This window comes from Treponema sp. Marseille-Q4130, assembly GCF_014334325.1.
GTDB lineage: Bacteria > Spirochaetota > Spirochaetia > Treponematales > Treponemataceae > Treponema_D.
This window is the reverse complement of the sequence record NZ_JACSET010000014.1, coordinates 1-20,513: the sequence shown is the minus strand read 5'-3', so window position 1 is coordinate 20,513 and position 20,513 is coordinate 1. Positions and strand designations below refer to the sequence as shown.

The 20,513-nt window shown below is 49.8% G+C and carries 21 protein-coding genes; 6 read left to right on the top strand and 15 right to left on the bottom strand.

Features of this window, described 5'->3' with window-relative positions; genetic code table 11:
* Nucleotides 1-25 precede the first annotated feature (25 nt).
* From H9I36_RS11925 to H9I36_RS11905, 5 genes are all read right to left on the bottom strand, one after another.
* Nucleotides 26-946 carry a ribokinase gene (locus tag H9I36_RS11925; RefSeq protein WP_187385573.1) on the bottom strand — a complete coding sequence of 307 codons (921 nt, stop codon included), beginning with the start codon at nt 944-946 and terminating at the stop codon, nt 26-28.
* A 162-nt stretch (nt 947-1,108) separates the two neighbouring features.
* Nucleotides 1,109-2,479: a sodium-dependent transporter gene (locus tag H9I36_RS11920; RefSeq protein WP_187385572.1), complete on the bottom strand. Its 1,371-nt coding sequence runs from the start codon at nt 2,477-2,479 to the stop codon at nt 1,109-1,111.
* A gap of 75 nt (nt 2,480-2,554) precedes the next feature.
* A complete protein-coding gene (locus H9I36_RS11915; protein WP_187385571.1) occupies nt 2,555-3,406 on the bottom strand; it encodes a lysophospholipid acyltransferase family protein in 852 nt (283 codons plus the stop codon).
* Nucleotides 3,403-4,071 carry a beta-ketoacyl synthase chain length factor gene (locus H9I36_RS11910; RefSeq protein WP_187385570.1) on the bottom strand — a complete coding sequence of 223 codons (669 nt, stop codon included), beginning with the start codon at nt 4,069-4,071 and terminating at the stop codon, nt 3,403-3,405. Before H9I36_RS11910 ends, H9I36_RS11915 begins: the two co-directional genes overlap by 4 nt.
* 2 nt (nt 4,072-4,073) lie before the next feature.
* Nucleotides 4,074-5,198, bottom strand: a complete 1,125-nt coding sequence (locus H9I36_RS11905) for a methyltransferase (RefSeq protein ID WP_187385569.1) — start codon at nt 5,196-5,198, stop codon at nt 4,074-4,076.
* A gap of 292 nt (nt 5,199-5,490) precedes the next feature.
* Here H9I36_RS11905 and rpiB point away from each other — a divergent pair, with 292 nt between their 5' ends.
* Nucleotides 5,491-5,943: a ribose 5-phosphate isomerase B gene (gene rpiB / locus H9I36_RS11900; protein WP_187385568.1), complete on the top strand. Its 453-nt coding sequence runs from the start codon at nt 5,491-5,493 to the stop codon at nt 5,941-5,943.
* Nucleotides 5,944-6,000: 57 nt separating this feature from the next.
* Here rpiB and H9I36_RS11895 read toward each other — a convergent pair whose 3' ends face one another.
* Nucleotides 6,001-6,855 carry an aldo/keto reductase gene (locus tag H9I36_RS11895; RefSeq protein ID WP_187385567.1) on the bottom strand — a complete coding sequence of 285 codons (855 nt, stop codon included), beginning with the start codon at nt 6,853-6,855 and terminating at the stop codon, nt 6,001-6,003.
* A 349-nt stretch (nt 6,856-7,204) separates the two neighbouring features.
* On the opposite strand from H9I36_RS11895, the gene H9I36_RS11890 reads away from it, so the two are divergent.
* Nucleotides 7,205-8,119 carry a ketopantoate reductase family protein gene (locus tag H9I36_RS11890; RefSeq protein WP_187385566.1) on the top strand — a complete coding sequence of 305 codons (915 nt, stop codon included), beginning with the start codon at nt 7,205-7,207 and terminating at the stop codon, nt 8,117-8,119.
* Nucleotides 8,120-8,239: 120 nt separating this feature from the next.
* Here the strand turns inward: H9I36_RS11890 and H9I36_RS11885 are convergent, their stop codons facing one another.
* The 5 genes from H9I36_RS11885 to H9I36_RS11865 all read right to left on the bottom strand — a co-directional run bounded on the left by H9I36_RS11885 (nt 8,240) and on the right by H9I36_RS11865 (nt 13,327).
* Nucleotides 8,240-9,244 carry a ComEC/Rec2 family competence protein gene (locus tag H9I36_RS11885; protein ID WP_187385565.1) on the bottom strand — a complete coding sequence of 335 codons (1,005 nt, stop codon included), beginning with the start codon at nt 9,242-9,244 and terminating at the stop codon, nt 8,240-8,242.
* 128 nt (nt 9,245-9,372) lie between these two features.
* A complete protein-coding gene (locus H9I36_RS11880) occupies nt 9,373-10,131 on the bottom strand; it encodes a glycerophosphodiester phosphodiesterase (RefSeq protein ID WP_187385564.1) in 759 nt (252 codons plus the stop codon).
* Between the two features lie 38 nt (nt 10,132-10,169).
* Nucleotides 10,170-11,042, bottom strand: a complete 873-nt coding sequence (locus tag H9I36_RS11875) for a carbohydrate ABC transporter permease (RefSeq protein ID WP_187385563.1) — start codon at nt 11,040-11,042, stop codon at nt 10,170-10,172.
* A 14-nt stretch (nt 11,043-11,056) separates the two neighbouring features.
* On the bottom strand, nt 11,057-11,962 hold the full coding sequence (locus tag H9I36_RS11870) for a carbohydrate ABC transporter permease (protein ID WP_187385562.1): 906 nt from the start codon (nt 11,960-11,962) through the stop codon (nt 11,057-11,059).
* A gap of 57 nt (nt 11,963-12,019) precedes the next feature.
* Complete coding sequence (locus H9I36_RS11865) at nt 12,020-13,327, bottom strand: ABC transporter substrate-binding protein (protein WP_187385561.1); 1,308 nt, start codon at nt 13,325-13,327, stop codon at nt 12,020-12,022.
* Between the two features lie 146 nt (nt 13,328-13,473).
* Between H9I36_RS11865 and H9I36_RS11860 the strand changes: the two genes are divergently transcribed.
* Nucleotides 13,474-14,520, top strand: a complete 1,047-nt coding sequence (locus H9I36_RS11860; protein ID WP_187385560.1) for a LacI family DNA-binding transcriptional regulator — start codon at nt 13,474-13,476, stop codon at nt 14,518-14,520.
* Here the strand turns inward: H9I36_RS11860 and H9I36_RS11855 are convergent.
* The 3 genes from H9I36_RS11855 to H9I36_RS11845 all read right to left on the bottom strand — a co-directional run bounded on the left by H9I36_RS11855 (nt 14,489) and on the right by H9I36_RS11845 (nt 16,655).
* Entirely contained in the window at nt 14,489-15,064 is a 576-nt protein-coding gene (locus H9I36_RS11855; RefSeq protein WP_187385559.1) for a YesL family protein, read from the bottom strand. The two genes, H9I36_RS11860 and H9I36_RS11855, sit on opposite strands and share 32 nt — an antisense overlap.
* A gap of 49 nt (nt 15,065-15,113) precedes the next feature.
* Nucleotides 15,114-15,959: an HAD-IIA family hydrolase gene (locus H9I36_RS11850; protein ID WP_187385558.1), complete on the bottom strand. Its 846-nt coding sequence runs from the start codon at nt 15,957-15,959 to the stop codon at nt 15,114-15,116.
* A 264-nt stretch (nt 15,960-16,223) separates the two neighbouring features.
* A complete protein-coding gene (locus tag H9I36_RS11845) occupies nt 16,224-16,655 on the bottom strand; it encodes a helix-turn-helix domain-containing protein (RefSeq protein WP_187385557.1) in 432 nt (143 codons plus the stop codon).
* A 96-nt stretch (nt 16,656-16,751) separates the two neighbouring features.
* Between H9I36_RS11845 and H9I36_RS11840 the strand changes: the two genes are divergently transcribed.
* The 3 genes from H9I36_RS11840 (at nt 16,752) to H9I36_RS11830 (ending at nt 20,084) form a co-directional block, all read left to right on the top strand.
* A complete protein-coding gene (locus tag H9I36_RS11840; protein WP_187385556.1) occupies nt 16,752-17,438 on the top strand; it encodes a hypothetical protein in 687 nt (228 codons plus the stop codon).
* A gap of 58 nt (nt 17,439-17,496) precedes the next feature.
* A complete protein-coding gene (locus H9I36_RS11835; RefSeq protein WP_187385555.1) occupies nt 17,497-19,068 on the top strand; it encodes a bifunctional metallophosphatase/5'-nucleotidase in 1,572 nt (523 codons plus the stop codon).
* Between the two features lie 158 nt (nt 19,069-19,226).
* Nucleotides 19,227-20,084, top strand: a complete 858-nt coding sequence (locus H9I36_RS11830; RefSeq protein ID WP_187385554.1) for a 5'-nucleotidase, lipoprotein e(P4) family — start codon at nt 19,227-19,229, stop codon at nt 20,082-20,084.
* Between the two features lie 232 nt (nt 20,085-20,316).
* On the opposite strand, the gene H9I36_RS11825 is transcribed toward H9I36_RS11830, so the two are convergent.
* On the bottom strand, nt 20,317-20,513 hold a 197-nt coding region (locus H9I36_RS11825), incomplete at its 5' end, for a transposase (RefSeq protein ID WP_187385553.1).

The window sequence follows — 20,513 nt, the reverse complement described above, 5'->3', positions numbered from 1 at the left end:
TTATTTCATATTGTCCGGGAAGGGATCAGTTTTTCAGCGCGAGCGTACAGCGCTCAACTTCGTCGAATGTCGGAATCGACGGGGATGCGCCTTTTCGCGACACCGCAATGGACGACGCTTTCGATGCGTATTCGAGCGCTTTTTCGACGGGCATGCCGAGCGCGCGGCACACGATAAAATAGCCGGTAAACGTATCTCCCGCCGCCGTCGTGTCGACAACGTCCACGTCGTAAACTCCGTGGCGGTACGTGCCGCTCGCATCTTTGTAGGCGACGCCGTGTTTTCCGAGCGTCAGCACGACCGACGCGCTGCTGAATTTTTGTGTCACGGCGCGAAGGAGTTCATCGCCGTTTCCGACGGGCACCCCCGCAATATCGGCGGCTTCCACTTCGTTTACGAGAAAACAATCGACGTAGTGCAGCGGCAGATCGAGAATGCTTTTTTCGAACGGCGACGGATTGAAAAAAATCACGAGTCCGCGCTCGTGCGCTTTTTCAATGATGTAATCGAGCATATTGATTTCGTTTTGGAGGATAATAAAATCGCCTTTTGAAAAATGAGCGAGCACGCCGTCGATGAAATCTTTCGTCTGCATTTTGTTCGTTCCGGCGTAATAGACGATGCTGTTTTGCCCCGATGCGTCCACTTGTATAAACGTGTGTCCCGACGGCGCATCGTATTCTCCGAGCAATGCCGTGTCGACGTTCATATCGATGATGGCCTGTTTTAAAATCGCTCCGTCGTTTTTGCCGATCCCGCCCGCAATGCAGATTTCAATACCGGACGCTTTGCCGAGCGCACGGGTAAGCGCCGTCGTCTGATTCAATCCTTTGCCGCCGGGAAATATGTCGCGCCGCACGGCCGCAAGCGTTTCTCCCGGACGCACGAAATGCGGCACCGTATAGACATGATCGATGTTCAGCGAACCGAAATTGACAATTTTCATATGATCCTCCGAAAATTATTATGCTGCGTTCTTACGGTTTTTACAACACCGGCGTTTGAATACGGAAGTACCGATCGAAACAGCAGAGAACGTCGTACTTTTCGATGCCCTTCCGCCGAACGCTTCAAGTACGACGGGCGGAATAAGACAAATGAAACCCGTTCAGAAAAATTTATCCTTTATGCCGATGATAAATATCGACACGATGATGACGGGCAAAATATACGTCGTATAAAACCGCAGCCAATTCGGAAGCTTTGCGCCGTCTCCGGCGTTCGCTTCTTCGGTAAAATTTTTCCATCCCCAGCCGCGCTTCGACACACAGAACAAAAGGTAGACGAGCGAGCCGAGCGGAAGCGCGATATTGCTGACTAAAAAATCTTCCAAGTCGAGGATGCCTGAACCTTTGCCGAGCGGCTGTACGCCCGAAAGCACATTGAAGCCGAGCACGCACGGAAGTGAAAGAGCTATCAGTATGAATGTGTTGGTGAGCGCGATTTTTTTCCGGGACCGGCCGGTCAAATCGATATTACACGCAATGATCGTTTCGAAGACGGCGATGACGGTGGAAAAAGCCGCAAAGGCCATAAAGATAAAAAAGAGGCTGCCCCAAATTCGTCCGCCTGCCATATTGTTGAAGATATTCGGCAGCGTAATAAACAGCAGGTTCGGGCCGCTTCCCGCATCGACGCCGAACGCCGAACACGCCGGAAATATGATGAGGCCGGCAAAAAATGCGATAAAGGTATCGAGGGCGGCGACGCGTATCGATTCGCCGAACAGCGAATGTTCTTTTCCGATATAGCTGCCGAAAATCGCCATAGCGCCGATGCCGAGGCTCAGCGTAAAAAACGACTGATTCATCGCAGCGACGACGGTTGCGACGATGCCCGTTTCTTTCATCCGTTCGAAGTCGGGAAGGAGATAAAATTTCAAACCGGCGCTTCCGCCTTTTAAAAATATGCTGTGGATCGCAAGTACGAGCAGCAGTACAAAGAGTGCGATCATCATTACCTTGGTAATTTTTTCGACGCCTTTTTTCAAACCTGCGGCGCAGATTGCAAAGCCCGCGGCGACGACGACGATCATCCAAAACGTCATAACGGCGGGTTGGGAGAGCATCATCGGAAAAAAGGCGCTTACCTGCTCAACGTTTTTGCCGTCGAATGCGCCCGTTACGCTGAGATAAAAATAGTGCAGCATCCAACCGGTAACCGTCGTGTAAAACATCATAAGCAGGTAATTTCCCGCGAGCGCCATATAACCGTGTAAGTGCCACTTTTGTCCCGGCTTTTCGAGCGCGTTGAACGCGTGGATCGGACTTTTTTTGCTCGCACGTCCGACGGAAAATTCCATCGTCAATATCGGAATACCCATGATGACGAGGAAAAACAAATACACGAGTACGAAGGCGCTGCCTCCGTGAAAGCCTGTGATATACGGAAACTTCCATACGTTTCCGATTCCGATCGCACATCCGGCGGAGAGGAGGATAAATCCGAGCCTTGAACTGAGGGTTTCACGCTGTTCCATACTGAACTCCAAAATTAATAATATGTCGTTTCAAATTTAATAAAAATCGATACGGGCTTACGATCGACAACAGGCTTATATCAATCGATTGTCGACGAGCATGGCTTTATCCGCAATCGTTTGATGTATTTTTTTGGTAATGCGTTTTGCGGCGATCTGCGGTTCAAGCGATTCGTAATCTGCGATTTTGATTTCGTCCAGCATATAGATGTTGTATCGGTATACCCCCGAGCGCGCGTATGAAAAAAACGCGTCATGCTTGCCGAGTCCGTATTTATCGCTGCCGCCGATGTATACGGGCAGGATATCGCAGTGCGTGTCGAGCGCCATACGGGCGGCTCCTTTTTTGAAAGTGTTTGTGCCGTTGCGCGGAGTGCGCGTTCCTTCGGGGAATACGATGAGGTTCGTTCCGGTCGCAAGCGATTTTTTGCAAAGGTCGAACATCTCTTCGTAGCCGAGCGTATTGACGATGTACAGCTGTCTGATGACGCTCGCGTACAGCGAATTGGCAAGGCTCCCGCGCACGATGCAGTCCGCGTTCGGAATAAGCGAAATGAGGAACACGACGTCGAGCATGGACGGATGATTTGCAACGACCATCTTCGACGAAAGGCTGCGGAACTTTTCTTTGTCCGCCGTTCGAAAACGCACGACACCGACTGTGCGCATGACATTGATAAAAAAACGAAACATAAACGAAACGGTTGCGCGCGCGGCTCTTTGAAATCGTACTTTCGGATGAATCAGGAGCCGCTCTATCGGAAAAACGACGAGGCCGAGGACGACGCTGCCGATGCCGAAAAATGCATACATACATAATTTCATAATTGCGCCGTATACGTAGAGGAGCGGATTTTTGACCGGCGGCAAATCGTCGGAGCTGCGGGATGTGTCGAAATCGATTTTATTATTTATTAATTCACTCAAAACGACGTATCCTCTAAAATAATATCCTTTAAAAAATCCGCCGCGTTTTCCGAAACGGCGGACACATCGGAGATACGGACACCGCTTTTTGAAAGGGAAAGAACGGCGGCAAATGCGAACGGATCGCAGTTTTCCGTACCGAGCGATTTGTACGCTTCGGGCACAAGTTCGTCGGCATAGACGAGCACGACTTCCGTTTCCGTGCCCGAAAGCACCGATGCACAGGCTCCTTCGAATGCGCTTCGAAAATTGCCCTTCGACGGAAAGACTGCCGAATAGCCGCCGTGCAGACCGAGCGCAATCGATGCGAGTGCGATCGGCGTATTGAACACGGAAAGCGAAAAAGAAGCAGGCAACACCTCTTTTTCTTCGACGATCATTTTGCTCACGGCGAATTCGCGTGCAAGTTCTCCCCGATGCGAGATGAACACCTGCGGCGTATCTTTGCCGCAGTGCGATTTTTCGAGTACGTCGTGTACGACTTGGATCGTCATTTTGCTTATCCGGCTGAATCGCCTTCGGAAAATCGCATCGACGTATTCGAGCTTCGGCGCAGCGTCTGTTTTTTCGATCGATTTTTCGCCGCGCGCCCATTTTTTCCAGTCATCGTTTGAAACGAGTCCCGGCGCCCATGCTGTTGTATTCGAAACGACGATCTGTGCCACGTCTAGGCCTTCTTTCGGAACACGAGCAGCGAATAGCTGTTCGAGCCGAGATTGTGATGTTCGCGCTTCAGTGCAAAGCCTGCCGCTTCGACGGCATCGACGAGTTCGCTGAAGCGGTACATTTTGCTCGTACCGTTTGCCATGCACGTAAAGTAAAGCGATGTCGCCTGCAGCGAATACGAGCTCGCTTCAAAGCGCTGTTTATCCCACAGAGGTTCGAGTACGTACACATTCGTTTCGGGCTTCGCCGTTTTGTGCACTTTCGTTAAAATTTTCGTCACTTGCGGAAGCGAAAAGCAGTCGAGGAATTGACTCATCCACACGGCATCGGGCGCTGTCGGAAGGGATGTCGTTTCGTCGAGTACGTTGCACGGATGTACGGAGATTCTGTCTGCAAATCCCGCATTTGCCGCATTTTTTTCGGCGACGGCCGTCTGTCCGGGTAAATCGACGATCGTCACGTGTACGTCTTTGTCGTACGCGCAGCATGCGACTGCCCACTTTGCGGTGTTACCGCCGATGTCGACGAGATGCTGCGGCTTGTCGCCGAACACGATCGGCAACGCTTCGGGAAACGCGATGTCGCTGTAAAAGTGGTCGAACGCGAACCAGCTGTGCTTTGCCCGGTCGGGTAGCGAAGAGAGCGCTTCGTAGATCGTCGTCCACTGTGTGCCGAAGTATTTCAATCCTGCCGGTTTTCCCGTTCGGATCGATTCATCCAAATCGTAAGCGCCCATATAACAGATATCGTTTGTAAAATTGAAATTCGCCTTTGTCAAATCGTCTTCGAGCAGCATCCAACCGATTTTTCCGATGATAAATTTTTCGGCTTTGCCGTCGTCCGTTCGGCTGTCCTGAGTGAGCTTTATGACACCCATGCCGAGCGCCATTTCGCAGAGCACGCCGACGCCGTATTCCGAAACGCCCGTCTTTGCAGCGAGTTCCGCCCTGGTGATACCTTCGTCTCCCGCTCTTTCGATCGCTCGCAAAATATTCAAATTGAGCATGGCGCGGATCGCTTGAAATGTGAGCGGCGCAAACGCTATTTTTTGCGCTTCGAATTTCGCATCGACGGCACGGATATCGTCCGTTTTAAATTTTTCCGCATTATAGAGTGCTTTATCCATAAATACGCAAATAATTTTATCATAGGGCGCGGCACACGTCAATGTCGCGGCAATTTATATACGGAAATCATATATCGGCAGGATGTGCGGACGGGAACGGAAACATATACCGGTCGATTGTATGATCGATACGATTTCGTTATAATAAATTGGAGCCTTCAAGAACTGCAATTTTTGGAGGTAACTTTGAAAATGTACCTCGCTGTTCCGCGGCGAACTTGTTAATTGTTAATTATTTTATCGAAATTGAACCTTAATAAAAAACAAAATATATGTCTGAAGGAGACCGTATATGAAAGTAGGTTTCGGATGCGATCACACGGCGATCGAATTAAAACGTATCTTGATAGAACACCTGCAAAATCGAGGATTCGAATGCATCGATTACGGCGCATCGGATCCGAATGTCAGCGCAAATTATCCGGACTACGGTTTGAAAGTTGCCGAAGCGATCAAATCGAATGAAGTCGAAAAAGGCGTACTCATCTGCGGAACGGGTGTCGGTATTTCGCTCGCCGCAAACAAAGTGCCGGGCATCAGAGCCGCGGTGTGCAGCGAACCCTATACGGCAAAGCTCACGGTAGAACACAACGATGCGAATATCATCGCGATGGGCGCGCGCGTCGTGGGTTCCGAATTGGCAAAAATGATTGTCGACTCTTTTTTCGACGCGAAGTTTCAAGGCGGCCGTCACGCCGAGCGCGTACGGATGATTTCGGACATAGAAAAAAAATATTGCAAATAACGCATCGCCTCACGTCGCACGACAAGTTTGCGGCGATGCGTTCGTACACCGAATAGCTTATTCGACGTCGAGCGGCATTTTGTGTGAAGGCGGCGGAAAGGCTTTATCCAAATTAATAAAATCTTCTTCGTCAAGTATCAGTGCGTCCGCTCCCGCGTTTAAAAGCGTATGCTCTTTTCGCGAACTGCGCGGAATCGCGATCGTGCTGCCGTCGCGGATGCACCATGCGAGCAGTACCTGCGTCGCATCACAGCCGTGCTTTTCCACAACGGCGGCGACCGTTTCGTTTTCAAATAAGCCGCGACGCAAACTGCCGGCTTGAGCCAGCGGGCAATACGCCATAAGCGCGACGCCGTGCCGCCGCATCCACGGCAGTAAATCGAATTCGATGCCGCGCGAACCCAAGTGATAGAGCACTTGATTGACGGCGCAATTTTTCCCCGACGGAAGCGCAAAGAGTTCTTCCATATCGGATATGTCGAAATTCGAAACGCCCCACGCGCGGATTTTTCCCTTCGCTTTCAGATCTTCCAAACATGCGACCGTTTCTGCAAGCGGCACGCTTCCCCGCCAATGATAAAGATACAGATCGAGATAATCCGTGCCGAGCCGCTTGAGCGTCGCATCGCACGAGTGTTCCATATTTTTTTTGCCGGCATTCGACGGCAGCACTTTCGATACGATAAAAAGCTTTTTCCGATCTGCGCCCGCGATCGCATCTCCGACGAGTTTTTCGCTTAAACCGCTGCCGTACATCTCCGCCGTGTCGATGAGCGTCATACCCGCCCCAATGCCCGCGCGTATCGCATCGATTTCCTGCACGCGTTTCTCCGCCGCTTCTCCTATATGCCACATACCCTGCCCGAGCGCCGGCACAACCGCGCCGCTCGATAACTTTACCGTATGTTTCATCGCTTACCTCGCATATTGATTGTATAGCGATTACCGAAACTTTGTCTATGCGATGTGCGACAGAATAATCGTACCAAAAACCATATTCTCTAAAAAATAGCATGTAACATTAAAAATAGGCTGCACTCCCGGCAGCAGCCCTGCCGTTCGCCGCGGCAGACCGTGATTGGAATTGGACTGCGCAATCTTTTTGACAAAAGATTGCTTGCCATCGGTCTGAGCGGCTCGGCGGCAGTTCTGCTGCCTCGCGTTCCGCCTTTTTATTAATATGCTTCTTTTCTGAGTATCCATTTCCAGTGCGCTTGCTCTGTCATTGCCCTGACATCGCATTCGGTGATATACTCAAATTATGAAAATCGCTTCGGTGTCCATAGTCGGATTGGGTGCGGTAGGAGCAGTTGTCGCGTCCCGCCTCACCTCTTTTTTGGGTAAAGCAAAGGTACAGTGCATAGCCGACACGGAACGCAAAGCGCGCTACGAGCGCGACGGCATCTTCATCAACGGAGTGCGGCAGGATTTCAACTGCGTTACGCCGGAAGATGCCGTGCCTGCGGATTTAATAATCATCGCGACGAAAAATCTTCAGCTCGGCGAAGCGCTCGAAAGTATCCGCTCTTCCGTCGGAACTCACACGGCGATCATGGCACTCTGTAACGGCATTCAAAGCGAACGCGACGCCGCGGCGGTTTACGGCGAAGAGCGCATACTCTGGAGTTTTATTATCGGCATCAGTTCGATTCACGAAAAAAATCAAATCCGCTGTCCCGTCGAAGGCCGTATCGTATTCGGTGAAAAGGACAATAAAAAAACGGACCGTGTAAAAGCTGTCGAAGAATTGTTTACAAGAGCGGAAATCGAAAGCGAAGTACCGGAAAACATTCACCTCGAGCAGTGGAAAAAATTTCTGCTCAACGTCGTGTTCAATACGCTGAGCGCTTTGTGCCGCGCTCCGTACGGCGCTTTTTCTTCTCCCGTTATGCGCGATCTTGCGCGGAGCGTCGGAAGCGAAGTCATCGCCGTCGCTCAGGCGGAAAGCGTCCCGCTCACGCAAGCGATATTCGAAGATACGCTTTCGCTTATCATCGGCTTGGATGCGCACGGTAAAACTTCCATGCTGCAGGATTTTGAAGCCGGCAGAAAAAGCGAAAACGCGTGGTTTTGCGGCACGGTGAACAAGCTCGGAAAAGCACACGACATTCCGACGCCCGTATGCACGCTGCTCGAAGCTCTCGTCGAAGGCACGGAAATCGCGCGCAGCATCTGAGCGCTTCGAAACACCGGCATACTTTTCGAAATCAATAGGTTCTATTTCGATTTTTTCAAAACTCAATATTCAATCTGACAATCGTCCGTCGCTGAAGTTCGGGTTTTCAGCGCATTCCGCTTATTTTTTATCCGCGGCGAGTTTTTCTATCCAGCTTTCTTTTTCCGGCGTCACCGTGACGGTATGTTTATCGTCTATTTCCACTTTTATCGATCCGTTGTACAGCGTATGATAAAATTTTGAGCCGTATTTTACGTAATCGTTTACGACATCCATACTGCCGAGTACATCGTTCATAGCGACGATGACGCTCGGATTCGTCGCTTTAATCCAGCGCCGTCTGCTGCTCGTAGCGTTTCCGTGATGATTGGCTTTTGCAACGTCGCATTTCAATTGTGCTTCATACGCATCAAGTACGGTCGTTTCGCCGCTCCGATACAAGTCTCCGCAAAAGAGCGCTTTCGATTGCCCGTAGACGAGCATCATCGAAATCGAGCAATCGTTGATAAACTGTGTCGCGTTTGCCGGATAATTTTTCGGATAAACGATTTCATGCGCGGGGCCGAATATATCGACCCGTACCTTGTCTCCGAATGAAAAAGAGTCTCCCGCTTCGAGATACGACGACGGAATATCGTGCGCTTTAACGGCCGCATCGAATGCGCGCGTATAGCGCGTATCGTACTCCAAACGCGAGCGATACACGTGCGCAATCGGAAACGTACGCGCGATCAGCGGAAAGGCGCCGAGGTGATCGATATGCGGATGCGAAATGACGACGATATCGATTTTATCGATGCCGAGCGAACGCAGCAGCCTGATGACGTCTTTACCGGCATCGGGGTGCCCGCAATCGATGAGCATTGTTTTGCCGTCGGGTGAAACGACGAGCGTGCTGTCGCCGCTTTTATCTTCGCTGTCCTTCGGAACATCCAAATCGATAAAATACATCGTGAGCTTTCCGTTCGTCAGTGCCGCAGATGCACGTTCGGATGTTTTTTGTAGCGCCTGCTGACAGTTCGTCTTCGCAGCATGTGCCGTCTTTTGCGTTGATGCACAACGGCAAAAAAACGACAGACAAAAAACGGCCACAAGTATATAAACAATTTTTTTTCTGATTTTCATTCTTTCATCCTTGTTAATGCGGCATTGCAGAAAATATCGATTTTCGAAAATACCGCATTAGTGCGCGAAAGCGCACACGTATATCCGCGAGTTTTCAAAAGAAAACGGTTTGCCCTGCAAACTTGCAGTTAAACGGGACGCGCTATTTCAGCGTCCCGTTTTAACATTCCGTTGCAATATGCGCGGCATACCGCCGGATAATTCGTGATGACGCCGAAAATATCCCACGCGTACATCTTTTCAAGTTCGGCCATCGAGTTGACCGTCCACACGTTGATGCCGATGCCGTGCCGCTTCAATTCCGCCGCCGCTTCATCGTTCAGATTTTTATAACTCGGATGGTAGAATTCAAAACCGTATTTTTTGCAGTAAAAACCCGCATTTACCAAACCCGCTTCTTCGACGAGCGCTCCGGCCGGAATCGAAGGCGCGATTTTTTTTGCCGTGATAAGCGAACTGTGATTGAACGACGAAAACAGCACTTTTTTTTCGAGCTTATATTTATTAATAATATCGATCGTTTTTTGCTCGATGTCTTCATAATACACGAGTCCCGTTTTCAGTTCGATATTCGTCGTTATGTTTACCGTCGCCGCCCATTCGCAGTATTCTTCGAACGACGGTATCGCTTCTTTCGGATATTTTCCGTTCCACGTTTTCGCCGCGTCGAGTTTGCGAAGCTCCGCAAATGAATAATCGCGGACGGCGCCCGAGCCGTCGGTAGTGCGGTCGACTTTTTCATCGTGTATGACAACGACCGTTCCGTCTTTTGTAAGCTGTACGTCGAGTTCGATACCGTCCGAACCCGCTTCAACGGCTTTGCGGAATGCAAGCATCGTATTTTCAGGATAAACTCCGCTGTATCCGCGGTGTGCAACAACGTTCATAATGTCTCCTACTATAATTAATAATCAACTGTTTTTATTTATTTCATCGCGGCTTTACTGTAGCCGGAGAGCATATATTTTTGAAATATGAAAAATAAAACCACAACCGGGATAATCGCGAGTACCGCTCCGGCCATGATCTCGTGATTATTCATCGTACCCTGCCCCGCAAAAGTGTCGCGGAGTTTTGCAAGACCGACGGTAAGTACGCGATGGCTTTCCTCTTTCGCGATGATCTTCGGCCAAAAATAGCTGTTCCATCCCGTCGTAAAAGTTACAAGCGTTACCGTAAACAGCGTCGAACGGCACATCGGTGTCAACACCCGCGTAATGATGCCGACTTTTCCGAGTCCGTCTATTTTCGCGGCATCGATATAGCTGTCGTCGATCGACATAAACGTCTGTCGCAGCATAAAGATATAGTACGGACTGACAGCCGACGGTAAAATCAAGCCGGTAAAAGTATCGGTCAAATTAAAACGGGCGAACATGATATACAGCGGAATAAACGTAACCTGCACCGGAATCATGAGCGCACCGAGAACAAGCAAAAATATCTTATCGCGATATGGGAAATGACCTTTCGAAAAACCGTACGCCGCAAAGATACCCGTTACGATTTGACTTGCCAAAATACCGAAAGTCATGACGATAGTATTGAAATAATATTTCGGGAAATTACCTTTGCGTAAAACCGCCGTATAATTTTCAAAGTGAAATTCGCGCGGCCAAAAGGTCGGGCGCAGCTGCAGTATCTCATCTTGACTTTTTACCGACGAAATAAGCATCCAATAGATCGGATAAAACGCGATGACGGTTATGACAATCGCAAGCAGTAGCTGCAGCAGCGAGCCGTAAGAGCGACGAAAATCGTCACGCTTTAACGCCGTAGTGCGGAACCGATTATCCATAATTGCTCCTTGGCTTACATATCGTAATTGACGCGGCGATCGGAAAATTTCAGCGTCGACGCCGTAATGATCAACAGCAAAACGAAAAACGCGAGCGCCATGACCGATGCCCTGTCCATGCGGAAGTCTTCCATCGCATATTGATAAATTTTATAGACGAATACTTCCGTCGACCGAAAAGGTCCGCCTGCAGTCATAATGTCGATGCTTTGAAAAACTTTCATCGATGCGATAAACTGCGTAACGAACAAAAACAGCGTCGTCGGGCTGAGCATCGGAAGCGTAATCCTAAACAAGCGCTGGCAATACGTCGCTCCGTCAAGCGCGGCCGCTTCGTAATAATCGTTCGGGATGCTCCGCATCGCCGCAAGGTATACGATCATGCCGTAACCGATGTCACGCCAACCGGTCAGCATCAACACGGAAATCATCGCACTTCCGCGTTCTCCGAGCCAATTGACGCGGTGCAAACCGATTTCCGAAAGAAAATAATTGAGGATACCGTAGTCGGTGTCGAGGATCCACAAAAACACGACGGCCGCGGAACTCATCGCGACGTATTTCGGCATAAAGACGACGGCACGCATGGCGGAAAAGCCCTTGCCCATATTATTGAACGTCAAGGCGAGCAGCAATCCGCCGACGATCGTGATAAAAAGAGAGCCGATCGAAAATTCAAACGTGACGCGGAGCGAGTTTAAGAGGTAGCGCGTGCCGGATCCGGTAAACAGCCATTTCCAATTTTTAAATCCGACGTATTCGTACTTATCGTTTAATAAATTCCAATTCGTAAAGCTGATCTGTATCAGTTTCGCTATCGGGTAATAGGTAAAGACGATTATCAATATGAGGGCGGGAATCGTGCACGAAAAATCCTGCAGCCTATCCAATGTCCTCGGGTGAATGCCTCTGCGTTTCATGTATACTCCAAAAGAAGCGCCTGCAGATGGAACGTGCAGGCGCTTTTCGACAGGAAATCAGTCTTCGAGAACTTCGTTTATCTCATCGGCCATTTTTTTAATATTGCTGTCGATATCCGTGTTATTGTTGTAAAATTCGGAAAGGTAATTTTTCCAAATTTCTGCCAACTGGTTCCAGTTTTTATTTTGGATACGCGGATAGATATTGTCGAGGTTGTCGAAGATACATTTGAATGCGGGCTTGCGTTTTAGAAAATCTTTGCCTTCCGCCGTTTCGAGGACGGATTTTCTTGTCGGCATATAACCGGTTGCTTCGGCCCATTTCATATTCGTATCTTTGCTGCACAAATATGAAAGGAAATGCCATGCCGCGATTTTCGTCGCCGGCGGATTTTTTGCCGGAATCAGAAGAACACAACCGCCGATTTCCTGTTTCCGCGTATTCGATGCGGGAAGCCACGCCATACCCACTTCGAAGTTTTTGCACTTGCTCACGTACGTGTTATACAAGCTGCTCGTGTGGATGACGGAAAACGCATTGCCTTCGATAAAATTTTGGCGCATTTTCGACGAACCGTCTTTGCCTACCGCAAAATACGCATAGCCGTTTTTAATCCATCGGCCGATCTCCTTTGTCGTATTGATCGAATTTTTTCCGCCGAGATCGGTAGAGGTTCCGTCTTTATTGATGATATTGACGCCGTTGTTGATAAAAAACGTTTCGAAATACCACTGATCCCAGCCCGGTATGATCGTCCCCCACACCTTTGTTGTCCCGTCGGAATTCAACGTCGACACTTTGGCGAGAAATTCGTTCATATCTTTAAATTGCGACGGAATGGAAACGCCCTTTGCCTTTGCCATGTTTTTATTGTAGTAAACGACTTGCGTAGAGATCAAAAACGGCAGCGATACCTGTTTGCCTTGGTATGCGGACGCTTTGATCATGCCTTCACCGAAGTCGCCGATATCGAATTTCGTCGCTTTGACATAGGGTGTCAAATCTTCGCACAGCCCGCTCGCTCCGTATTGCGCGACATAGGGCGTATTTGCGACCGTCAGCGCGGGGAGCCCCGTTCCCGCTGCATGGGCCGCGACGAGCGCTTGGTTCACCGCCGAATAATTGCCGATATACTCGGCTTTTACGGTGATCATCTTTTGGCTCTTATTGAAATCGTCTACGATCTGTTTGACAAAATCGCTGTACTGATTTTCGAGCGCATGCCACCATACGATTTCAATCGGTTCTTTTACCGTTGTGTCGCCGATAAAAGCTTTGCCCGCTTCCTGCTCCGATCCTCCCATCGCGAACAACGGCAGTACAAGCGCCGCCGCTAAAATCGCTGAAATCGCCGTTTTTTTCATAAGGCCTCCTGCGTTGATAATTCAACAAAATTAAACAATGGTTGACGGATATTCATCCTTATTTTCCCTAATCATAAGACCAAAATGCGCACTTGTCAAATTTTTCTTGCGTTTTTTTAAAACCCGTGCTAAATTTTGTTTAATAAATGAAAGCAAAACCGACATTGCAGGATATCGCCGACTCCGTTCACGTTTCAACGGCAGCCGTTTCGATGATACTCGCAGGAAAAAATCTCTCGCGCTTTTCCGACGACACGATCGAAGCCGTCTACGCCGCCGCTCGAAAATTCAACTATAAACCGAAACACGGTATCGACAAAACGGGCATCATCGTCATTGTCTGTCCGTCAGTAATCAATCCGTACTACGCGACGCTGCTGCAGGGCATGGAACTCGCCGCCGAAAAGAACGGCTATATGACGATCATCTACAACACGTATTGGAACATCGAACGCGAAAAGAAAATCCTCAACTTTGCGCAAAACCCCGCCGTGCGCGGATTGATTTTTTCGATGGTACCGCAGCAGCCCGGACTCGTTGAAAAAATGGCCGACAGTCTGCCGGTCGTCGCGGTCGGAGACAAACAGGATGCGATGCGGATCGATATGGCGGAAATAAATAATTTCGACGCGGGTTATCAAATGGGAGCGCATTTGATTTCGCTCGGACACAAGCGCGTCTGCTACGTTTCGACGACGCTCAACAAATATCATTCTTCGCGCGTATTGCGCTACAGGGGATTGTGTGAAAGTTTTAAAAAACTCGGTACCGTATCGCTTATCACGAGTGACGTCGATCCGATGTCGGAACTTTCGACCGTCGAAATCGAACACCGCACGGGGCGTGCGCTCGCGAAAAAATGCATACGGATGTATCCCGACGTTACCGCGATCGTCGCCATTAACGACATGGTCGCCTACGGCGTCATCGACGAAATCATCGATGAGGGGTTTCGTATCCCCGACGACTACAGCGTATGCGGTTTCGACAACATCTACCCGTCCAAGTTCAGCGGAGTGTCGCTTACGACGATCGACCACTTTATCAATCAGCGCGGACAGAGCGCGTTTTCGCTTTTGCAGGCGAAACTTGAAAACGGCGATATCGAACACGTCGCCTTAACCCGTCTCGAATTTAAAAACAAACTCATCGACAGGATGACTACGGGGAAACCTCGGACGAAAGCGCATTGAAAACGCGCCGGAAAAAATACGACGATACGAAAAGCGAAAGCGCGAGCAAAACGGGAGATGCGAAAGGCCGCATATACGATGCCCATGCAAAAAATGCATACACGGCGAACACGCACAACGTCGTTCCGATATGCCGTATCCCCAAAATCAAAGCATCGTGCAGCGCTTTCCGTACCGGTATTGTAAAATACGCGATGAGCGGAAACGCCCAGCAAAACGAAGCGGCATATAAAAAGGTAAGACACGCGGCTGCGGCAAACGCGGCGATACGGATCGGCTTCGGCACAGCGTAAAAAAAGAGGACATAAAAATCGATCGCAAGGAAAGCGCCGCCTAAAACGAACAGCAGCCACAAGGCCGTCGCAGATTTGAAATTTCGGGCAAACGACGCGCAAAACGATCGGACGGCGTAGGATTCTTCGTCTTCCGCTTGCTTAAGCGTAAATTGAAAAAGCGCGACGGTTGCCGCTCCGGACGTAAAAAGCGGCACGGAAGCGACGAGCCAACAGAACGCGAGAATACACACGTCGGTTATCTTATCCATGAAAATCCAAAACTTGTTTTCGGGATTGAAGAGACGAGTCCAACGCATATTATTTCAGGAACAAACCGATTTCGCTCAAGTCGCGGAAAATCGCATCGGGTTTCGTGTCGGATTTTTGTACGTCGCGCATATTCGCTTCTCCGGTGAGCACGAGCAATCCGTGAGCGCCGTTGTTTACACCGACTGCTATATCGGTGTAAAGGCGATCGCCGACGAAGGCGATTTCGCTGCGGTTTTTCCAGCCTGCGCGGAGCATCGCCATGTCGACGGTTTCGGGATTCGGTTTTCCGAGAGATTTTACTTCGCCGACGCCGGCGGACAGCGAAATCATCGCGCAGAACGCGCCGACGTCTGTGATGTAGCCGTTTTCGACGGGGCAGTTGATGTCGGGATGCGTCGCAAGATAGACGGCGCCGGCACGAACGTAGTCGCTCGCTTTTACGATCTTTTCATACGTGAGCGTCGTGTCGAAACCGATGACGACGATATCCGGATCGTCTTCGACGAGGCCGATCCCTCCTTCGCGAAAACTTTTGATAAGCGCTTCCGTTCCGACGAGGTATACGCGTTTTCCCGGATACGCGGCGTTCAGATATTCGATCGTTACGTCTCCGCTCGTCATAATTTGCTTCCGCGAAATAACGCAGTTCATGCCCGCGAGCTTTTCGATGTACACGTCGGGGCTTTTCGACGAATTATTCGTAAAAAATAAATAATCACGTCCGGTTTTTTCGAGTGTCTTTAAAAAATCGAGACTGCCCGGCAAAATTGTATTGCCGAGATAAAAAGTGCCGTCCATGTCGAGCACAAAGTGTTTGCACGAATTGACAAGCGCGGCGCGATCTATGCCTTTATTAAACGCTTCGACGTCTTTCGGATCGTTGTAATTCAGCATCGCAAAACCTCATTGCCGCAATCCTAGCCGACCGGAGAGGATATGTCAACGCGCCGGAAGTGTGTGTCGCACGCGCTCAAACACGCACATGCGGTTAGACACGAAAGGCGAGTGATTCGGAGGGGCGTAAAAAGACGCAGCCGGACACACAGAGTGCCGGAAACGGCGCCCTCTGCCGCATCGGTTTGCATAACTGCGGCACGGCGATCGCTATTGTGTTATTTTACAAGCAGGGAAACGGCTGCCGTTCGAAGGACAGCGGCGTCAGTGGCGGACGCGGTATATCCGTTTGTCCGCCGATTTTTTTATTTCGCTTCCCGCTGCCTGTCCCCCTGCAGCAACGGTCAAAATCATATCGGCGATCGATTCGCGCGTTCCGACAGGAAGTGTTTCAAGCGCATCGATGATGCGTTCGTATCTGCGGTACAGTTCCGTTTTTTCTTTCGGCAGCGAATTCTCCAGTATCAGAACATCGCGTTCGTCTTTGGTTTTTATCGTATCGCGCATAAGCGATTCTATAGATACATTGAGCGCCGAAGCGATTTTATACGCCGTCCCGACCGACGGCTGCCCCTCTCCTTTATTTTTTCCGTTCGTGATCGTCGAATACGGGACATCCGCAAGCGTCGCAAGCGTTTTTAAATTGATTTCCCGATAAGCGATAATCCGATACACGTTTTTCCAAAACAGGTGCATGATACAGGTGTATCACAAAAGTCTCCGCCGTATAGATTTGTTTACTTTACTGCGTTATAATAACTTTACAAGGTTTTAAAACCGCAGGAACGGTATATGAATAGGATCGACGGATCGGCGAAGCGCACCGTCTTTGTCCGCGCACATATTGCTCCTCTGTTTCCCGAAGCGCTGCCGCCTGCAAGAGGCGCGCCCCTTCAAGGGCAGGCGATCCGTTTTCCCGTGAGCGACCTCTGTGCCGCCGAAACGGATCCGCTCTACGAACCGTACAATCAATTGAGCGGCAACAAAAAAAGTTTTCACCTTTCCGAATATCTTTTTTCTTCAAATATAAAAAAATTATTTTTCGACATAAATCTTTTTTACGATGCTTCAATCGAACACATCTGGTACACGGGCATGCAGGCAAGCCGCTTGTCCGAAGCGCCGAACGATGGCACATCCGTTAAAGCGCCGGGTACTGCGGATAAAACGCGGTCTTCCGATGCGGCGGATTTTTTCATTCCTTACCGCGACTTCGATACCCGCGCGCGCTGCCTGTATCGTCCGGATTTTGTGATCGAAACAAAGGCGGCGCATTTTTACATCGTCGAAGTTGCCGACGAGCGGACGGTAAACCGGCGCATCGTGCGGGCAAAACGGGAATACGTCGAATCGGCGAACGAGAACGCAGACGGAACGCGCATCGAATACGTGTACATCCCGTCACGCCGGGCGGATATGCGATTTGAAAAATTTATCGCAGCATACGGCGTCGGAGCATCGAGCTCTCTGTGCAAATAAAATCATTGCTTTTTTAGAAAATACGGCACATAATTATTCGTAAACTTATGGAGGTACTATGAAAAAACGATTCGGAATAATTATCGCTGCGGCAGCTGCGGCGATCGCGCTTTTTTCAAGCGGCTGTGCGACTACGCCTTCTCCTCGCCGGAGCGACGGCAAAGCGCACGAGCTTGTCATCCTTCACGTAAACGATACGCACGGCGCCGTTTTGGCGACAAAGGACGGTGTCGGCGGACTCGTGTCCATGGCGACGTTTATCAAGCAAGTGCGCGCACAAAATAAAAACGTGCTCGTGCTTCACGCGGGAGACGTAAACACGGGTTCGGCGCTTTCGAATATGTTCAACGCGGAACCGGACATCATGAGTTTCAATAAAATGGGATTCGATGCGATAGTACTCGGAAACCACGAATTCGACGGAACGCTTGCAAAGCTCGAACGGCAGATAAAAATTGCCGAATTCCCGTGGCTGTCCGCGAACATCAAGCGCGGCGGCCGCTACCTCGTCAAACCGTATATCATTAAAGATTACGACGGCTTCCGCGTTGCGGTCATCGGATTGACGACGCTGCGCACGCTCGTCATCGCAAGCCCCGACAAGAGTCTCACCTTTATCGACGAAATCGAAGCGGCAAAGCAGATGGTAAAACGCGTACGTGAAAAAGAAAAAGCCGATATCGTCATCATCGACGGACACTTGGGCGACGTTCCGGAAACGGAAACGCAGAATACATCGGTAAAGATCGCTCAACAGGTTTCGGGTATCGATTTGATCGTCGACGGTCACTCGCACTCGTATTTTGAAAAACCGAAAATCGTCAACGGCGTACCGATCGTCACCGCAAACGAATACGGCAAATACGTCGGCGACGGTGTCATGACAATCGTCAACGGCAAAGTAACGGATTTTACGTGGAAACCCGTCCCGATCACCCTCAAAGCCTTCCCGCCCGATCCCGAAGTCGAAGCGCTTTTGAAACCCTATGTCGATAAAGCGAACGCGTCGCTGAAAGAAGTCGTTATGAAGACGACGGCCGCTTTCGAATTCGGAAAACGCCTCACTCGCTACCAAGAAATGGCGCTCGGCGATCTCGTGACGGATGCGATGGTCGACTATCTGAAAACGACCGGCGTAACCGTCGACGGTGCGATTACGAACGGTGGCGGCATCCGCGCTCCGCTTCCTGCGGGCAACGTTACGCGGGAAAACATTCTCACCGTTTTGCCCTTTGAAAACTATGTGTACGTGCTCACGCTGAAAGGCGAAGACGTCGTTAAGCTCTTCGATTTTATCGGAAGCATCAAACAGGGAGCCGGTGCCTTTACGCAGGTTTCAAAAGAGATCCGCTACACGATCACCTATGATGCGGACGGCAACGGAAAGATCGGCGGTGTGACAATCGGCGGAAAACCGATCGACAAAAACCGCACATATCGCATTGCAACGAACGATTATATGGCAAAGGGCGGCGACGGCTACACGGTGTTGAAAACTTCGATCGACACCTACAACACGTCGATGCTCATCAGCACGGTCGTCATGGAATACGCGCAGCGGCAGCAAGGCGCGGTCACGCCCGCGACCGACGGACGCATTACGCTTGTAGGCGGAAAATTGCCCGAGTGACATACCGCGGAAAACGTTTGCGCGTTTTTTTATCAAAACATTCTCAGTTTCTTGCAAAACTGCGTCCGGTGCTGTAAAATTAAAAACTCTTTACAGCATCGGCGTCGTTTTTCGGCATCGAAGCCGTATAATTTTATTACATACATCAGGAGGTTATGATGAAACGAATAACAAAATCGATTTCGGCAATTTTTATCGGTGCGATTTTTTTCGCATTATGTACGACCGCTTTAGGGGCGGCGGAAAAACCGAAGCAGGCAGCTGCGGCGAAAAATGAAGCGGACGAAGTATTGCTCGCGGAACAGGGGATGCAGGCGTTCAACTGGATGCAGCAATCGGGCGAATACCGCGCGCTCGCATATCAAGCGTTCAATGTGGCAAAAACCGCCTTCGATGCGGCGCTTCCGGCAAACGGTATGAAAAAAGCGGTCGTAGTCGATCTCGACGAAACGATGATCGATAATTCCGCCGAAGGCGCGAGCCGTTTGTTGGAACACAAGGGATACAATCCCGCATCTTGGACGACGTGGTGCGAAGCCGAACAGGCGCGCGCCATTCCCGGAGCCGTGGAATTTGCAAATTATGTCAATTCGCACGGCGGCAAAATGTTTTACGTTTCGAATCGAAACGTCGGTGCGGAATATCAGCCGACGGTTAATAATTTAAAAGCGCTCGGCTTTACCGGAGTCGATGAGACATCGATGCTCTTAAAAGACAAAGAGTCGAAAAAAACGGGACGCTTTGAACAGGTCGAAAAAGCCGGCTACGAAATCGTCGTCTTTATCGGCGACAATCTGGACGATTTCGCCTTTACGGGAGAAACATATCATCAGCTCAACGATGCGCGCCGCGCGGCCGTCGACAAATACAAAGCCGACTTCGGCGTAAAATACATCGTGTTGCCGAATCCGCTCTACGGAAATTGGGAGGGAGGATTGAACGCCGATTATTATAAAAGCGATGCGGCCGGTAAGCTTAAAATCCGCCGCGACAATTTAAGACTTTGGGAAAAATAATCTTGTGGCATTTCGATAAGGGGTACGCGCGTACCGCAACAAGCTGACATAATACGAACGGGTTCGCGCGCACACGCAATCATTTCAAGTCGCGTGCATAATCGCAACGCAATCGCTTTATGAAGTCGTGAGGAGAAGGGGCTGTCCAAGAAGTTATTGCCAACAGCAGTAAGGACAGCCTTTTTTTGTGAAAGGTTCGATTTTCGATTTTTTTGAACGTCGTTTTTTTGTTTTACGCGTTCATTATTCGGGCAAGCTGCTTAAAGTCATATCCAATCATCAATAATCCCCATTCAGTTGCAACTTTTTCATTCCCACGAAGATAAAATCTCCTAAAGTGTAAATTGCCTTTTATCTGTCCAAACACAGTTTCACATTCAGTTGAACGTTTTTTCATAAGTCGTTTGTATTCATCAGTCGAAAGAAGTT

What these genes read in the sequence shown, in the direction of transcription:
- H9I36_RS11840 (WP_187385556.1), top strand. Translation starts at nt 16,752, where the DNA reads ATGAATAGGATCGACGGATCGGCGAAGCGCACCGTCTTTGTCCGCGCA.
- H9I36_RS11855 (WP_187385559.1), bottom strand. Translation starts at nt 15,064, where the DNA reads ATGGATAAGATAACCGACGTGTGTATTCTCGCGTTCTGTTGGCTCGTC.
- H9I36_RS11885 (WP_187385565.1), bottom strand. Translation starts at nt 9,244, where the DNA reads ATGAAAATCAGAAAAAAAATTGTTTATATACTTGTGGCCGTTTTTTGT.
- H9I36_RS11920 (WP_187385572.1), bottom strand. Translation starts at nt 2,479, where the DNA reads ATGGAACAGCGTGAAACCCTCAGTTCAAGGCTCGGATTTATCCTCCTC.
- H9I36_RS11850 (WP_187385558.1), bottom strand. Translation starts at nt 15,959, where the DNA reads ATGCTGAATTACAACGATCCGAAAGACGTCGAAGCGTTTAATAAAGGC.
- H9I36_RS11830 (WP_187385554.1), top strand. Translation starts at nt 19,227, where the DNA reads ATGAAACGAATAACAAAATCGATTTCGGCAATTTTTATCGGTGCGATT.
- H9I36_RS11845 (WP_187385557.1), bottom strand. Translation starts at nt 16,655, where the DNA reads ATGCACCTGTTTTGGAAAAACGTGTATCGGATTATCGCTTATCGGGAA.
- rpiB (WP_187385568.1), top strand. Translation starts at nt 5,491, where the DNA reads ATGAAAGTAGGTTTCGGATGCGATCACACGGCGATCGAATTAAAACGT.
- H9I36_RS11880 (WP_187385564.1), bottom strand. Translation starts at nt 10,131, where the DNA reads ATGAACGTTGTTGCACACCGCGGATACAGCGGAGTTTATCCTGAAAAT.
- H9I36_RS11925 (WP_187385573.1), bottom strand. Translation starts at nt 946, where the DNA reads ATGAAAATTGTCAATTTCGGTTCGCTGAACATCGATCATGTCTATACG.
- H9I36_RS11835 (WP_187385555.1), top strand. Translation starts at nt 17,497, where the DNA reads ATGAAAAAACGATTCGGAATAATTATCGCTGCGGCAGCTGCGGCGATC.
- H9I36_RS11895 (WP_187385567.1), bottom strand. Translation starts at nt 6,855, where the DNA reads ATGAAACATACGGTAAAGTTATCGAGCGGCGCGGTTGTGCCGGCGCTC.
- H9I36_RS11905 (WP_187385569.1), bottom strand. Translation starts at nt 5,198, where the DNA reads ATGGATAAAGCACTCTATAATGCGGAAAAATTTAAAACGGACGATATC.
- H9I36_RS11875 (WP_187385563.1), bottom strand. Translation starts at nt 11,042, where the DNA reads ATGGATAATCGGTTCCGCACTACGGCGTTAAAGCGTGACGATTTTCGT.
- H9I36_RS11890 (WP_187385566.1), top strand. Translation starts at nt 7,205, where the DNA reads ATGAAAATCGCTTCGGTGTCCATAGTCGGATTGGGTGCGGTAGGAGCA.
- H9I36_RS11860 (WP_187385560.1), top strand. Translation starts at nt 13,474, where the DNA reads ATGAAAGCAAAACCGACATTGCAGGATATCGCCGACTCCGTTCACGTT.
- H9I36_RS11870 (WP_187385562.1), bottom strand. Translation starts at nt 11,962, where the DNA reads ATGAAACGCAGAGGCATTCACCCGAGGACATTGGATAGGCTGCAGGAT.
- H9I36_RS11865 (WP_187385561.1), bottom strand. Translation starts at nt 13,327, where the DNA reads ATGAAAAAAACGGCGATTTCAGCGATTTTAGCGGCGGCGCTTGTACTG.